The organism is Agromyces sp. GL_144 (assembly GCF_057834305.1).
Map to the genome: position 1 here is coordinate 1,664,137 of NZ_CM174399.1, position 13,637 is coordinate 1,677,773.

At 71.9% G+C, this 13,637-nt stretch carries 10 protein-coding genes and 1 pseudogene; 7 read left to right on the plus strand and 4 right to left on the minus strand.

The genetic code is table 11. The annotated features are described in order from the left end of the window. Positions 1-77: 77 nt before the first annotated feature. Together AC3IPY_RS07475 and dapD are read right to left on the minus strand one after the other, a co-directional pair. On the minus strand, positions 78-2,690 hold the full coding sequence (locus tag AC3IPY_RS07475) for a penicillin acylase family protein (protein ID WP_489187748.1): 2,613 nt from the start codon (positions 2,688-2,690) through the stop codon (positions 78-80). 120 nt (positions 2,691-2,810) lie between these two features. Continuing rightward, positions 2,811-3,759: pseudogene (dapD, locus tag AC3IPY_RS07480) on the minus strand (2,3,4,5-tetrahydropyridine-2,6-dicarboxylate N-succinyltransferase). A 63-nt stretch (positions 3,760-3,822) separates the two neighbouring features. Between dapD and dapE the strand changes: the two are divergent. The 3 genes from dapE to AC3IPY_RS07495 all read left to right on the plus strand — a co-directional run bounded on the left by dapE (position 3,823) and on the right by AC3IPY_RS07495 (position 6,528). Further along, a complete protein-coding gene (gene dapE, locus AC3IPY_RS07485) occupies positions 3,823-4,941 on the plus strand; it encodes a succinyl-diaminopimelate desuccinylase (protein ID WP_489187750.1) in 1,119 nt (372 codons plus the stop codon). A gap of 7 nt (positions 4,942-4,948) precedes the next feature. Next, positions 4,949-6,205 (plus strand): hypothetical protein, encoded by a 1,257-nt coding sequence (locus tag AC3IPY_RS07490; protein WP_489187752.1) that lies wholly within the window; start codon positions 4,949-4,951, stop codon positions 6,203-6,205. 149 nt (positions 6,206-6,354) lie between these two features. Further along, positions 6,355-6,528, plus strand: coding sequence for a DUF3117 domain-containing protein (locus tag AC3IPY_RS07495; RefSeq protein ID WP_067875042.1), 174 nt, complete (start codon positions 6,355-6,357; stop codon positions 6,526-6,528). A 91-nt stretch (positions 6,529-6,619) separates the two neighbouring features. On the opposite strand, the gene AC3IPY_RS07500 is transcribed toward AC3IPY_RS07495, so the two are convergent. Continuing rightward, positions 6,620-7,252 carry an O-methyltransferase gene (locus tag AC3IPY_RS07500; protein ID WP_489187753.1) on the minus strand — a complete coding sequence of 211 codons (633 nt, stop codon included), beginning with the start codon at positions 7,250-7,252 and terminating at the stop codon, positions 6,620-6,622. An 89-nt stretch (positions 7,253-7,341) separates the two neighbouring features. Between AC3IPY_RS07500 and AC3IPY_RS07505 the strand changes: the two genes are divergently transcribed. Both AC3IPY_RS07505 and AC3IPY_RS07510 read left to right on the plus strand, forming a co-directional pair. Next, on the plus strand, positions 7,342-7,737 hold the full coding sequence (locus tag AC3IPY_RS07505; protein ID WP_489187754.1) for a sec-independent translocase: 396 nt from the start codon (positions 7,342-7,344) through the stop codon (positions 7,735-7,737). Between the two features lie 116 nt (positions 7,738-7,853). Further along, the gene (locus tag AC3IPY_RS07510; RefSeq protein WP_489188275.1) at positions 7,854-8,843 is read left to right on the plus strand and encodes an IS481 family transposase; all 990 of its coding nucleotides are present in this window, start codon (positions 7,854-7,856) and stop codon (positions 8,841-8,843) included. Positions 8,844-8,979: 136 nt separating this feature from the next. Here the strand turns inward: AC3IPY_RS07510 and AC3IPY_RS07515 are convergent, their stop codons facing one another. Continuing rightward, entirely contained in the window at positions 8,980-10,530 is a 1,551-nt protein-coding gene (locus tag AC3IPY_RS07515) for a succinic semialdehyde dehydrogenase (RefSeq protein WP_489187755.1), read from the minus strand. A 69-nt stretch (positions 10,531-10,599) separates the two neighbouring features. Between AC3IPY_RS07515 and AC3IPY_RS07520 the strand changes: the two genes are divergently transcribed. Beyond that, on the plus strand, positions 10,600-12,009 hold the full coding sequence (locus AC3IPY_RS07520; protein ID WP_489187756.1) for an MFS transporter: 1,410 nt from the start codon (positions 10,600-10,602) through the stop codon (positions 12,007-12,009). Positions 12,010-12,011: 2 nt separating this feature from the next. Next, the gene (locus AC3IPY_RS07525) at positions 12,012-13,568 is read left to right on the plus strand and encodes a pyridoxal phosphate-dependent decarboxylase family protein (RefSeq protein WP_489187757.1); all 1,557 of its coding nucleotides are present in this window, start codon (positions 12,012-12,014) and stop codon (positions 13,566-13,568) included. Positions 13,569-13,637 lie beyond the last annotated feature (69 nt).

Consider the following 13,637-nt stretch of genomic DNA (forward strand, 5'->3'; position numbering starts at 1 on the left):
CGCCCGCCGAACAGCCCGAAGGGGGCGCCACCACGGTGGCGCCCCCTTCGGCGTGCTGCGGGCGTCGTGCCGCGGGCCTACTCCGCAGGCGGTTCGGTCGGTGCGGGCGTCTCGCTCGGCACCGGGTCCGACGGTCCGACGCCCGCGACCGGCAGCAGGTTCAGCGTGTCCTTCGCGGTGCCACGCACCGCGTCGATCGTGAACGGCCAGGCGCGCGTCTCGCCGTGCTGCCAGAGCGGTGCCTGATCGGTGTAGTTCGGGTGGAACGCATGGCCCGACGCACCGGTGAGGTTGATCCACGTGGAGGCGTCGAAGTCGTGCAGGTCGACGACCATGCGCATCGAGGGCACCCAGTCGACCCCGTAGCCTCGGCTGGCGTCCCAGCCGTTGGCGTTCACGATCGAGGAGCCGCCGCCGAGTTCGTAGGGGCCGCGGTTGAAGAGCCACTCGATCGGGGCGATGCCCGAGGTGCCGAAGCTCTGGTTGGTGAGCTCGAGGGTGTGCAGGCGGCCCCAGCGCCAGGTGTCGGGGTTGCCGCCCATGCGGCTCTTCGCCTCCGTCCAGGCCTCGTCGAGCGCGTGGGCGAGCATCGCGTCGCGCCCCGAGACACCGAGCGACTCGTTCGTCCACCAGGCCGCGTCGGGCTCGCCGAGCAGCGTGCCGACGACGCTGAACCAGCGGTCGCCGCCCGTCGGCCGGGTCTGCTCGGGCAGCGAACCGAACATGTCGTCGAGCAGGTTGCGCCAGAACACGGCGAAGTAGGCGGCCTCGGCGCTGTCGACCTCGTCGCGCGCATCCCAGCCGTCGAGGAGGTCGGCACCGCGTGCGGCGTCGCCCGAGAGGTCGAGTTCGGCGATCACGGGCAGGAACGCGGCGGCGTTCGCGTCGCTCGTGTCGAGCTGGATGCGCGAGAGGTCGCCGGCGGTGAGCTTCTCGCCCGCGTCGACCTTCGCCAGCAGCAGGCGCTCGATGCCCGCGGCGCGATAGCCGAGATCCCAGTCGGCCGTGAGGAACGGGCCGTCGTGCGTCACCGCGTTGTTGGCGGTGACGATGTAGCCCCGCTCGGGGTTGTAGAGGCTGGGCAGGTCGTCGAACGCGACCTCGTCGGTCCATCCGACGTCGCTCGTCCACCCGGGCTGCGGCAGGGTGCCGTCGCCGTGCTTGCGGGTGGGCACCGCGCCGGGCGCCTGGTAGCCGATGTTGCCGTCGACGTCGGCGTAGACGAGGTTCTGTGCGGGAACGTCGAAGAGCGACGCCGCATGCCGGAACCCGTCCCAGTCCTTCGCCCGGTCGATCGCGAAGATCGAGGCGGGCGTGGTGCCGGGCGTGAGCGCCGTCCACTGCAGCGAGAGTGCGTACTCGCCCTCCGGTGCGCCGGATGCCGCGGGGTACTGCTCGGCCACGGCGGTGAAGTCGTCGGAGATGCCGGACACGATCGGCCCGCGGCCCGTCGACCGCACGGTGACGGTCACCGGGGAGCCGCCGGCGACCTCGATGGTCTCCTCGCGCTCGTTCAGCGGCACCTGCACGCCGTCGAGTTCGTAGCCGTCGTCGGTGATGCGCTCGAGGTAGAGGTCGGCGACGTCGGGGCCGAGGTTCGTGAAGCCCCACGCGATGCGGTCGTTGTGGCCGATGATGACCCCCGGGAGGCCGGCGAAGGTGTAGCCCGAGACCTCGAACGAGCACATGTCGGTGATCTCGGCGCAGTGCAGGCCCATCTGCGCCCAGATCGAGGGCAGGGCGGGCCCGAGGTGCGGGTCGTTCGCGAGCAGCGGCAGGCCCGACTCGGTGAGCGCACCCGAGACGACCCACGAGTTGGAGCCGATGTCGCCCCCCTCGGGGCCGAGCAGCGCCGGGATGCCGTCGAGCGTCGCTCGGAGCGAGGTCAGGGCTGCGGTGTACTCCCTCGAGGCCTCGGCCGTCGGCTCGAGCGGGGCCGACCCGGTCGAGGCGGTCTCGGATGCCGCGGGCATGCCCCCGAGGATGGTCGGCTTGCCCGACCAGTCGTAGCCGGGGTGCAGTCGGGCGACCTCCTCGGCGGGGAGCGCGGCGGAGAGCAGGGCGCGGTCGATCTCGTCGCCGAGGTTGGAGCGCAGGTCCCACGCCATGGCCTTGAGCCACGCGATCGAGTCGACGGGCGTCCACGGCTCGGGGGAGTAGCCGGGGTTCTGCAGGCCGAGCACGGCGTACTCGAGCGAGAGCTCGGCGCCGCTGCGCTGGCCCAGGTAGGCGTTCACGCCGTCGGCGTAGGCCTCGTAGTAGGCGCGCGAGGCCTCGTCGAGCGCCTCGTACTCCTGCTCGGCGACGCCGCGCCAGTCGAGCGTGCGGATGAACGTGTCGGTGCCGACCTGCGACGCGCCGAAGAGCTCGGCCAGGCGGCCGGCGGTGACGTGGCGACGGAAGTCCATCTCCCAGAAGCGGTCTTGGGCGTGCACGAACCCCTGAGCGTAGAAGAGGTCGTGGTCGTTGTCGGCGACGAGCTGCGGGATGCCCGCGTCATCGCGGTACACCGACACCGGTGAGATGAGGCCGGGCGCGTCGATGCGACCGCTCGTCTCGGGGAAGGAGCGCTGCACGGTCCACCAGCCGACTCCGGCCGCCGCGATGACGAGCAGCAGCACGATGGCGAGGATCCAGGTGAGCGCTCTCAGCACGCTGTGGTGTCGGGTTCGCGGTGCGTCGGTGCCCACGTCACTCCTTCGTGATCGCCCATGACGAGGGCCGCCACGCGGCGGCCTGAGCCACCACTGTAATCGAGCGGGCGAGCCTGAGAGCACCCGAGATGGCGAGGAACCTGCGCCCTCGAGGGATCAGGCGTGCAGTGCGGTGTTGAGGGTGACGCCGTGCCCGTCGCGGGAGAGCACCTCGACACGGCCGTTGAGCGAGTTTCGGCGGAACAGCAGGTTCGCGACGCCCGAGAGCTCGACCGCCTTGACCGTGCGGGCCTCGCCGCTGCCGAGCACGGCGACCTTGGTGCCGGCCGTCACGTAGAGGCCGGCCTCGACGACCGAGTCGTCGCCGATGGAGATGCCGATGCCCGAGTTCGCGCCGAGCAGCGCGCGCTCGCCGATCGTGACGCGCTGCGTGCCGCCGCCCGAGAGCGTGCCCATGATCGAGGCCCCGCCGCCGATGTCGGAACCGTCGCCGACCACGACGCCCTGCGACACGCGTCCCTCGATCATCGAGGTGCCGAGCGTGCCGGCGTTGAAGTTGACGAAGCCCTCGTGCATGACCGTGGTGCCGGGCGCGAGGTGCGCGCCGAGGCGCACGCGCGAGGCATCCGCGATGCGCACCCGCTCTGGGGTGACGTAATCGAGCAGGCGCGGGAACTTGTCGAGCCCGGTCGCGTGGATGCCGGCGCGCTGCAGCGCGGGCCGCAGCCGGTCGAAGTCGGCCGGATGCACCGGCCCGGCGTTGGTCCAGACGACGGCCGGCAGGTGGGCGAAGACGCCGTCGAGGTTGATCGTGTTCGGTGCGGCCACGAGGTGCGAGAGCAGGTGCAGGCGCAGGTAGGCGTCGGCGGTCGACGCGGGTGCCGCATCGAGGTCGATCGTGCAGCTCGACGACCTCGACCCGCACGTTGCGGCGGGCGTCGTCGCCCGCAAGGGCGGCATGCTCGTCGGCGAGCGGCGTCGCCTCGTCGCCGAGGCGCGGTGCCGGGAACCAGGCGTCGAGCACGGTGCCGTCGCCGGCGATGGTCGTGAGGCCGGCGGCGGCAGCGGTGCGGGCAGGGCTGAGGGCGTCGTCGTTCGCGGGCATGCTCCAAGGGTAGCGATGCGGGCGGGCGGATGACGCGGTGCTTCGCATCCGTAGACTCGACGCATGCCCGCCGAGAACGCCGATACCGCCACGAGCACCGGAGTGCCGCCCGCGCTCGACCCGACCACCGACGCCGTCGCGCTCACGAGGGCCATCTGCGACATCCCGAGCGTGTCGGGCGACGAGACGGTGCTGGCCGACCTCGTCGAGGGCGCGCTCGCCGCGGCATCCCACCTCGAGCTGTACCGCGACGGCGACACGATCGTCGCGCGCACCGACCTCGGCCGGGAGCGCCGTGTCGTGATCGCCGGGCACCTCGACACCGTGCCGATCAACGGCAACGTGCCGACCAGGTTCGAGACCGAAGACGGCGTCGACTACCTCTGGGGCCGCGGCACGACCGACATGAAGGGCGGCGTCGCGGTCGCGCTGAAGCTCGCGGTCGAGCTCGCCGAGCCCGCCTACGACGTCACCTGGATGTTCTACGACCACGAGGAGGTCACCGCAGACCTCAACGGGCTCAAGCGCCTCGCCGAGACCCGCCCCGACCTCTTCGAAGCCGACTTCGCCATCCTCGGCGAGTCCTCGAACGGGCAGGTCGAGGGCGGCTGCAACGGCACGCTGCGCGTCGAGCTGCGGGCGACGGGCACGCGCGCCCACACCTCGCGTCCCTGGATGGGCGTCAACGCGATCCACGCGCTCGCGCCGGCGCTCGACCGGCTGGCGGCCTTCGAGGCCGAGACGGTCGACGTCGAGGGCCTGGCCTACCGCGAGGGGCTCAGCGCAGTGGGCATCCGCGGGGGAGTGGCCGGCAACGTCGTGCCAGACGAGGCCGTGCTCACGGTCAACTACCGGTTCGCGCCGAGCCGCTCGGTCGACGAGGCCGTCGCGGCGATGCGCGCCCTGTTCCCCGAGTACGAGCTCACGGTCACGGATGCCTCGGCCGGCGCCCGTCCGGGGCTCGACGACCCGTTCGTGCAGGGCTTCCTGACGGCGGTCGGCGCCGAGGCCGGGCCCAAGTACGGGTGGACGGATGTCGCGCGCTTCAGCGCCCTCGGCGTGCCCGCCGTGAACTACGGCCCCGGCGACCCGAGCCTCGCGCACACCGACGACGAGCGCGTGCGCCTCGACGCCATCCTCGCGTGCGAGGTGGGGCTGCGGTCGTGGCTGACCGGCGCGTGACGGCGGCATGACCGACGTGAACGCGGCGGCGCCCGAACAACCGGCGCCCGAGCCGCGCGAGCCCGACCCCTTCCGCCTGACGCGCTGGTCGCCGAGCGTGCGCTGGCGGGTCTCGCCGTGGTGGCTGCGGGTCGTGCTCGTCTACGCGGCGTCCCGAGTCGTGACGACCGTGTTCGTCATGACGCTCGCGAGCGTCCAGGGCGCGAACCCCTGGACGGGCGCAAGGCCCGGCTACTTCGAGTTCGCGAACCTGTGGGACGCGCGCTGGTACCAGATCATCCAGCTCGCGGGGTACCCGGGCGTGCTGCCGCTCACCGACGACGGGCACGTCGCCGAGAACGCGTGGGCGTTCATGCCGGTGTACCCGGCCCTGGTCGGCGTGCTGACGTGGTTGACGGTCCCGTGGAACGTCGCGTCCGTGCTGGTCTCGCTCGCGGCGGGCCTGGGCGCCGCGCTCGTGTTCCACCGCCTCATGTCCAGGTTCCTCGCCCCCGACCGCGCGATGTTCGCCGTCGTGCTGTTCTGCGTGGCGCCCGTGGCCCCGATCATGCAGTTCGGGTACGCCGAGGCCCTCGGTTACCTGCTGCTCGGCACGGCGCTGCTCCTGCTCGTCGATCGCAGGTACGGCTGGCTCTTCCCGGTCATCGCGGTGTGGTCGTTCACCCGGCCAGGCGCGCTGGCGTTCGCGCTCACGCTCGGCCTGCACTGGCTCTGGCGGTGGTGGCGCCGGCGCGAAGACCCGTTCCCGATGCGCGAACGCGTGGTCGCGGCATCCGTCACCGTCTTCGCGGTGGTCTGCGGCTTCGCGTGGCTGCTGGTGGCCGGTGCCGCGACGGGCGACCTGCACGCCTACACCGACACCGAGCTCGCCTGGCGGGCGGCGTACATCGGCTACGGCGAGCTCGTGCCGTTCACGGCCTGGTTCCAATCGGGCGGTTGGTGGCTCGGGCAGCCCCTCGGCACCATCGCGGTGATCGCGCTCATCGTCGCGTTCGCGCTCGTGCTCGTCTCGCCGGCGGTGCGACGCCTCGGCGTCGACATCCGGCTCTGGTCGGCGAGCTACGCGCTCTACCTGCTGGCCGTGTTCTTCCCGCAGTCGAGCGTGTTCCGCATCGCGTCGCCGCTGTTCCCGCTGCTCGGGGCCGCGGCGATCCCGCGTGCCCGCTGGTACCGCTGGGGCATCGTGGTCGTCTTCCTCGCCCTGCAGGTCGGGTGGCTGCTCATCGCGTGGGGCATCGACGGCGCCGACTGGACCCCGCCGTGACGCGCTCCGGGCGGCGCCCCGCATGGTGCTCCGGATGCCGCGACCGTGACGGTTCTCGTCCCTTCATGTCATCCACAGGCTCACGGCGATTTCTCAGGACTGCTTCCGATGACCGATAATGGGATGACAGCCACGAAAGGGGTAGCTCAATGGCGGCCATGAAGCCACGCACCGGAGACGGGCCTATGGAGGCCGTGAAAGAGGGTCGTCTGATCATCGTGCGGGTTCCGCTCGAAGGCGGCGGTCGTCTCGTCGTCTCGGTCAACGACGCTGAGGCCAAGGAGCTCTACGACGTGCTCGGTGGCGTCGTCAACCCGGCCTGATCAGTTCCATAGGTTTCGAGCCGAGCCCGCAGTGCGGTGCTCGGCTCGAGGCACGTCCGGGGGTCTGTCCGTGCTCGCCGGTGCGTCGGCGCTAGGCGCCGAGCTTGACGATCTGCAGCAGGCCGTCGCCGGCCGGCGAGACCGCCGTCGCCACCGCGGGCGAGGCCGCGAGCTCGGAGATGAGGGCACGGAACGCGGTCGCCTCGTCGTCGCGCCGGGCCGGGTCGGCCACGCGACCGCGCCAGAGCGCGCGCGCGACGAGCACCGACCCCGAGGGCTTGGCGAGCCGCAGGCCGTGCTCGACGTACTCGATCACGAGACCGGGGTCGGCGTCGATCACGACGAGGTCGTAGGAGTTCTCGTTCATGCGGGGCAGCACCTCGCTGGCACGACCCGCGATGAGGCGCACGCGTGCGGCGGCGATGCCGGCGTCGGCGAAGTTCTCACGCGCGGCCTGAAGGTACTCGTTCTCGGTGTCGATGGAGGTCAGCAGCGCGCCGCGGGCGGCCTGCAGCATGCAGAGCCCCGAGACGCCGACGCCCGTGCCGATCTCGATGATCGACTCGGCCCGCGCGGCGGCCGCGATGACCGCGAGCTGGGCGCCCACGGCGGGCGAGACCGGGTCGATGCCGAGTTCGACGGACTGCTGGCGGGCGCGGGCGACCGCGTCGGTCTCGACGACGGACTCGTCGACGTACTTCCAGTTCAGGTCTCGTTCGGACACGATTCGGCTCCCGGCACTCTCTCAGCTCCCAAGCCTACGGCCCGGCTCGCGTGTGAATTGCACGCCTCGCCGCCGACTATCCTGTAGGGGTGTTCGGTCTGACGTTCGAGAAACTCCTCATCATCGGGGTGATCGCCGTCTTCCTGCTCGGACCCGAACGCCTGCCGCACTACGCGGCCCAGCTGGGCAAGTTCGTCCGTTCACTGCGAGACTTCGCGAACGGCGCGAAAGACCGCATGCGCGAGGAGATGGGCCCCGAGTTCGACGACGTCGACTGGCAGAAGCTCGACCCCCGCCAGTACGACCCGCGTCGCATCATCCGCGACGCGCTGAGCGACACCGACCCGTTCGCCGAGCCCGCAGAGGCCAAGCCGGTCGTGGCGCGCGCCGGCGTCAACGAGAACTCCGCCTACCTGCAGCGCAAGCGCAAGCGCGAGGCCCTCGGCACGGGCGAGGTCGCCCCGTTCGACTCCGAGGCGACCTAGCTGTGATGTCCGGGGACGTTGTTGTGTGAATCGCGTTTGATCTAACGACGGGTGAAGGCCTCCCGTTGCGAGAGTGGAGCTGTCTAGGAACCGCTCACGCAAAACAGGAGGCCTTCGTGTCCCACGCTAACGCTGCCCTCACCCCGCGCGCTCGTCTGCGCCTGGCCAAGCTCATCGTCGAGGAGAGATGGCCGGTCGCGGTCGCGGCGAAAATGTTCATGATCTCGCCTCCGACGGCCCGGAAGTGGGCTGCCCGGTTCCGGGCCGAAGGCGCTGCGGGCATGCTCGACCGGTCCAGCCGGCCCCACTCGATGCCGACGAAGACATCACCGGACTTGGTGAAGCGGATCGTGAAGCTGCGATGGCGGCGACGGCTCGGACCCGCGCAGATCGCCGGCGAGCTTGGCATGCCCGCTTCGACTGTGCACGCGGTACTCGTGCGGTGCCGGGTCAACCGGCTCAGCCGCATCGATCGCGCCACTGGGGAACCAATCCGCCGCTACGAGCAGGACCATCCCGGCTCGATGATCCACGTCGATGTCACCAAGTTCGGCAACATCCCCGATGGCGGCGGGCACCGGTTCGTCGGCCGCCAGCAAGGCGCGAAGAACAAGCTCAGCACGCCAGGCCTACCACGCGGAAAGGACCACAAACCGCGCACCGGAACCGCGTACGTGCACACCGTCATCGACGACTACTCCCGCGTCGCGTACGTCGAGATCTGCAACGACGAACGAGCCGACACCGCGATCGGCGTTCTCCGTCGCGCTACCGCATGGTTCGCAGGTCGGGGCGTGAACATCGAACGCGTGCTGTCCGACAACGGATCCGCGTACCGCTCCTACGCGTGGCGTGATGCCTGCACCGAGCTCGGCATCACCCCGAAACGCACCCGCCCCTACCGCCCGCAAACGAACGGGAAGATCGAACGCTTCCACCGCACCCTCGCCGACGGCTGGGCCTACGCCCGCTTCTACAGCTCAGAGACCGAACGCCGCAACGCACTCCCGGGCTGGATCCACTTCTACAATCAACACAGGCTCCACACCGCGATCGGCGGCCCACCTATCAGCAGACTCAACAACCTGCCTGGACATCACACCTAGCGCGGTTCATTCGTGCAGGAAATGAGGCGGTATCCGCACTGTCAGCCGAAAGACCGCCTGATCTCCTGCACTGCGAACAGGGCGGATGCCGCGTGCCGACGGATGCCGCGGCTCGGGCGTCGGGCGTCTCGCAGCGTCAGGCGCGGCGGATCGCCTTCAGCGCCTGGGCGACCAGCGTCATGACGGGCACGAGCGTGCGGTACTCCGATGCCGTGCGGGGCAGCGGCACGAGGCCGGTCGCGCGTGAGACGGTGACCGGCTCGACGAACCGCAGCAGGCCTTCTCGGCCGTTGCGGCGGCCGACCCCCGACTGCTTGACGCCGCCCATGGGTGCGGCGACGGCCGAGAAGGATCCGCGGTAGCCCTCGTTGATGTTGACGCTGCCGGCCTCGAGCTGATCGGCGACGCGTGAGGCGTGCTGCAGCGAGCCCGAGAAGATCGATGCGTTCAGGCCGTACTGGCTGCGATTGGCGGCGCTGATCGCCTGGGCGTCATCATCGACGAGGTAGAGCGAGGCGATGGCGCCGAACGTCTCGTCGGCGTAGACGCTCATCTCGGGGGTGACGCCCGTGAGCACCGTCGGCTCGAAGAACCACGGGCCGAGATCGGGGCGGTGCCGGCCGCCGACGAGCACCGTCGCGCCCTTGGCCACGGCATCTTCGAGATGCGCCTGCACGCGAGCCAGCTGGGCGGCGCTCGTGAGCGAGCCGAAGTCGGCGCGGTACTCGAGCTCGGAGCCGAGCACGGCGCCCTGCAGGCGGGCGACGAGCTCCTGCTGGAACGCACCGGCGACCCTGCGGTCGACGTAGAGGCGCTCGACCGAGACGCAGAGCTGGCCCATGGCCGAGAACGCGGCGTGCGCCGCGCCGCGGGCGGCGTCGACGGGGTCGGCGTCGGCGAGCACGAGCAGCGCGTTCTTTCCCCCGAGCTCGAGCGAGGCGCCGACCAGTCGTCGGCCCGCCTTCTCGGCGACCTTGCGACCGGTCGCCGTCGAGCCGGTGAAGCAGATGTAGTCCGCGACATCCGTCACGGCCTCGCCGACCTCGGCGGCGTCTCCGGTGACGACGGCCCACAGCGCCTCCGGCACGCCTGCGTCGATGAAGGCCCGCCGAAGAGCGAGGATCGACAGGGCGCCCTGGTCGTCGGCCTTCTGCACGACGGCGCAGCCCGCGGCGAGGGCGGGCACGACGTCCATGGCGGCGAGGCTCAGCGCGTAGTTCCACGGCGTGATCACGCCCGCGACGCCCTTGGGCCGGTAGCGCACGCTCGCGGTGAGCACGGTCGGGATGCCGCCGCGGCGCAGGCCGCCGCGCAGCACCTTGCGGGCCGTGAGCGCGTTGTAGCGGGTGACGGTCGCCGCCTGGAAGACCTCCTCGAAGGCCTGTCCGCGGGTCTTGCCGCTCTCGAGCTGGATGAGGTCGAGCAGGAGCTCGCGGCGGGCGAGCACGAGGTCGTGCGCCCCGAGCAGGATGCGTCGGCGCTCGGCGAAGCCGGCGCGCGCCCACGCGATCTGGGCGATGCGGGCGCGAGCGGTCGCGTCGTGCACGTCGTCGGCACTCGAGCGCGGCAGCACGTGCAGCGTCTCGCCGGTCGACGGCGTGGGCACCTCGATCGTCTCGTCGCCGGTGGCGACGATCTCGGCGGTGAGGCGGGCGAACAGGTCGGGGGAGGCCAGGGAGGCGCGCATGCGCCACAGTCTAGGACAGTTGACCCACTCTGGTCCGAACGGGTGCCGGGAGCCGATTACACTGCCTCCATGACCGCAACGGAGCGCCCCCTCTCCCGCGGCGTCATCACCCGCTACGCCATCGGCTCTCTCGGCACCGGCGGGTTCGCGACGCTGCCGGGACTCGTCCTCGTCTTCTACATGACCGACACCCTCGGTGTCACCGCGCTCGTCGCGGGTCTCGTGGTGACCGCGGCGAAGGTGTGGGACGTCGTCATCGACCCGTGGATCGGCGAGCACAGCGACCGCGCCCTCGCCCGCACCGGCACCCGCCGCACGTGGATGCGCATCGGCGCGCTCGCGCTGCCCGTCGGGTTCGTGCTCACGTTCGCGGTGCCCGCGGGCGTCGGCCCCGCGGCATCCGGAGTCTGGGTCTTCCTCGCGTTCCTCGCGACCGCGACGGCGTTCAGCCTGTTCCAGGTGCCCTACATCGCGCTGCCCGCCGAACTCACCCCCGACTACGACGCCCGCACGCGGCTGCTCTCGTGGCGCGTGGTGGTGCTGAGCCTCGCGATCCTGCTCTTCGGCGCCGGCGGGCCGGTGCTCCGCCGCATGGGCGGCGACGACGAGGCGCTCGGCTACCTCGTCATGGCGATCGTCGCCGGCGTCGTCATCGGCGGCGGCATGCTCGTCGCGGTCACGACCGCACCGCGAGGCCTCCCCGGCGTGCAGGCGCCGCGGCTCGGCATCCGCTCGGCCTACGCCGAGGGCATCGCCGCCCTGCGGCGCAGCGCCCCGTTCCGTGCACTGCTCGCGACGTTCGTGCTGCAGGGCCTCGCGACCGGCGTCATGCTCGCCGGCGCCAACTACGTGGCGGTGTGGGTGCTGCACAGCGAAGACGCGCTGACGCTGCTGTTCGTCGCGCTCATCGCGCCGGCCGTGCTCTGCGCCCCCGTGTGGAGCCGCATCTCGCGGGGCATCGGCAAGGAGCGGGCGTTCCGATGGGCGAGCCTGCTCTTCGCGGTCGCCGCCCTCAGCATGGTCGGCATGATCTGGGCGCCGGGCGCCTGGGTGTACCTGCCCGTCGCGCTCGCGGGCGCCGCGTACGCCGGCATGCAGACGCTGCCCATGGCGATGCTGCCCGACGTCATCTCGCATGACGCGAGCGAGCACGGCGAGGGCCGCGCCGGCAGTTTCGGCGGCATCTGGACGGCCGGCGAGACGGCCGGCATGGCGCTCGGCGCGACCGTGCTCACGATCGTGCTCGCGCTGACCGGCTACCTCGAGTCCACGGGGTCGACGCTCGTCGAGCAGCCCGCCGCCGCCGTCGCCGGCATCGCGGTGAGCTTCAGCGCCGTGCCCGCGCTGCTCGTGTTCCTCAGCCTCGTGCCGCTCGCGCGCTACCGGCTTCGCCGCCACGACATCGATGCGGATGCCGCGGCCGACGCCCGCGCACCCCAGAGCCCCGCACCCGCGAACGACCCCCAGGAGACGGTGTGACCATGAACGACTTCCGACGCGACCCCGCCGAGGTGCTCGCCGAGCTCGAGGGCCTTCGCGAGGGCGACGCGCCCACCCACGGCGGACGAGTGCTCTCGTACGTGTACGACTCCGGCGTCGCCGAGCTCGACGAGCTCGCGGCCGCCGCGGCCCGGCTCGTGCAGCCCGTCAACGGCCTCGATCCGACGACGTTCACCTCGGTCGCCGCCATGGAGGCCGGGCTCGTCGGCTTCGCGCGGCGGGTGTTCCACGGCGAGCCCGGCGCGGCCGGTGAAGCCGGTGATGCGGGCGATGCCGCCGACTCGGCCGAGGTCGTCGTCGGCACCGTCACCTCCGGCGGCACCGAGAGCTGCCTGCTCGCGGTGAAGACCGCACGCGACGCGTGGCGCGCCGTGCGCGTCGGCAGCCCGCGGGTGCCGCGCATCGTCGCCCCCGTCACGGTGCACGCCGCGTTCCACAAGGCCGCCGAGTACTTCGGCCTCGTGCTCGACCTGGTGCCCGTCGATCCCGAGACCGGCACGCTCGCGGCATCCGCCATCGTCGACCGGCTGGGCGACGACGTCGCGCTCGTCGTGGTCTCGGCGCCGTCGTACCCGTTCGCCGGGCTCGACCCGATCGCCGACGTCGCCGACGCCTGCCGCCGGCGCGGCATCGCGGTCCACGTCGACGCCTGCATCGGCGGCTTCGCGCTCGCGTTCTGGCCCGACGCGCTGCCCGCCTGGGACTTCGCGGTGCCGGGCGTCACGAGCCTCTCGGCCGACCTGCACAAGTACGGCTACGCCCCGAAGGGGGTCTCGGTGCTGCTCACGCGCGGCCGCGACCGCCAGCGCCACCAGTACTTCCGCACGACCGCCTGGCCGGGCTACCCGGTCGTGAACCCGACGATGACCGGATCCAAGCCCGCCGGGCCGCTCGCGGCCGCCTGGGCGATCGCCGAGGTGCTCGGCGAAGACGGCTTCGCCTTGCTCTCGGCCAAGACCGCACGGGCCACCGCGGCGCTGCGCGAGACCGTCGCCGGCATCGATGGCCTCCGCGTCGTCGGACGCCCCACGGGGCCGCTGTTCGCCGTCGCGACCGACGAATCGGTCGACCCCGAGTCGCGTGTCGACCCGCACCACTGGGCGGATGCCGCGCGCGGCGCCGGCTGGTTCCTGCAACTGCAGCCCGGCCTCGTGCAGGCCGACGGCACGCGCCTGCCGCACACCACGCACCTCACCGTCACGCCCGTCACCGAGGACGTCGTGCCCGAGCTCTCCGCGGCGCTCGCCGCCGCGGCCGATGCGGTGCGCGGCGTGCCGAAGGTCGACGGCGAGCTCGTGCTCGCCGGACTCGCCGACGCGCTGCCCGGCGGTCTCGAACCGTTGCTCGCGGCATCCGGCGGCCTCGACTCCGACACCGCGGCGGGTCTGCTCGGCGCCCTCGGCCTGCTCGGCGGCGAGGGCGGGGGACTGCCCGCGCAGATGGCGCCAGTGCTCGCTCTGGTCGAGGCGCTGCCGTCGGAGCTCACCGGTCGGCTGCTCGTCGAGCTGCTCGCCCGGGTCGTCGAGCCGCGCGCGTAGTCGAGCCGCGCGCGTAGTCGGGTCAGCGGCACCGCGCCGTATCGAGGCGCGAGCCGTGCGGGTCTCGAT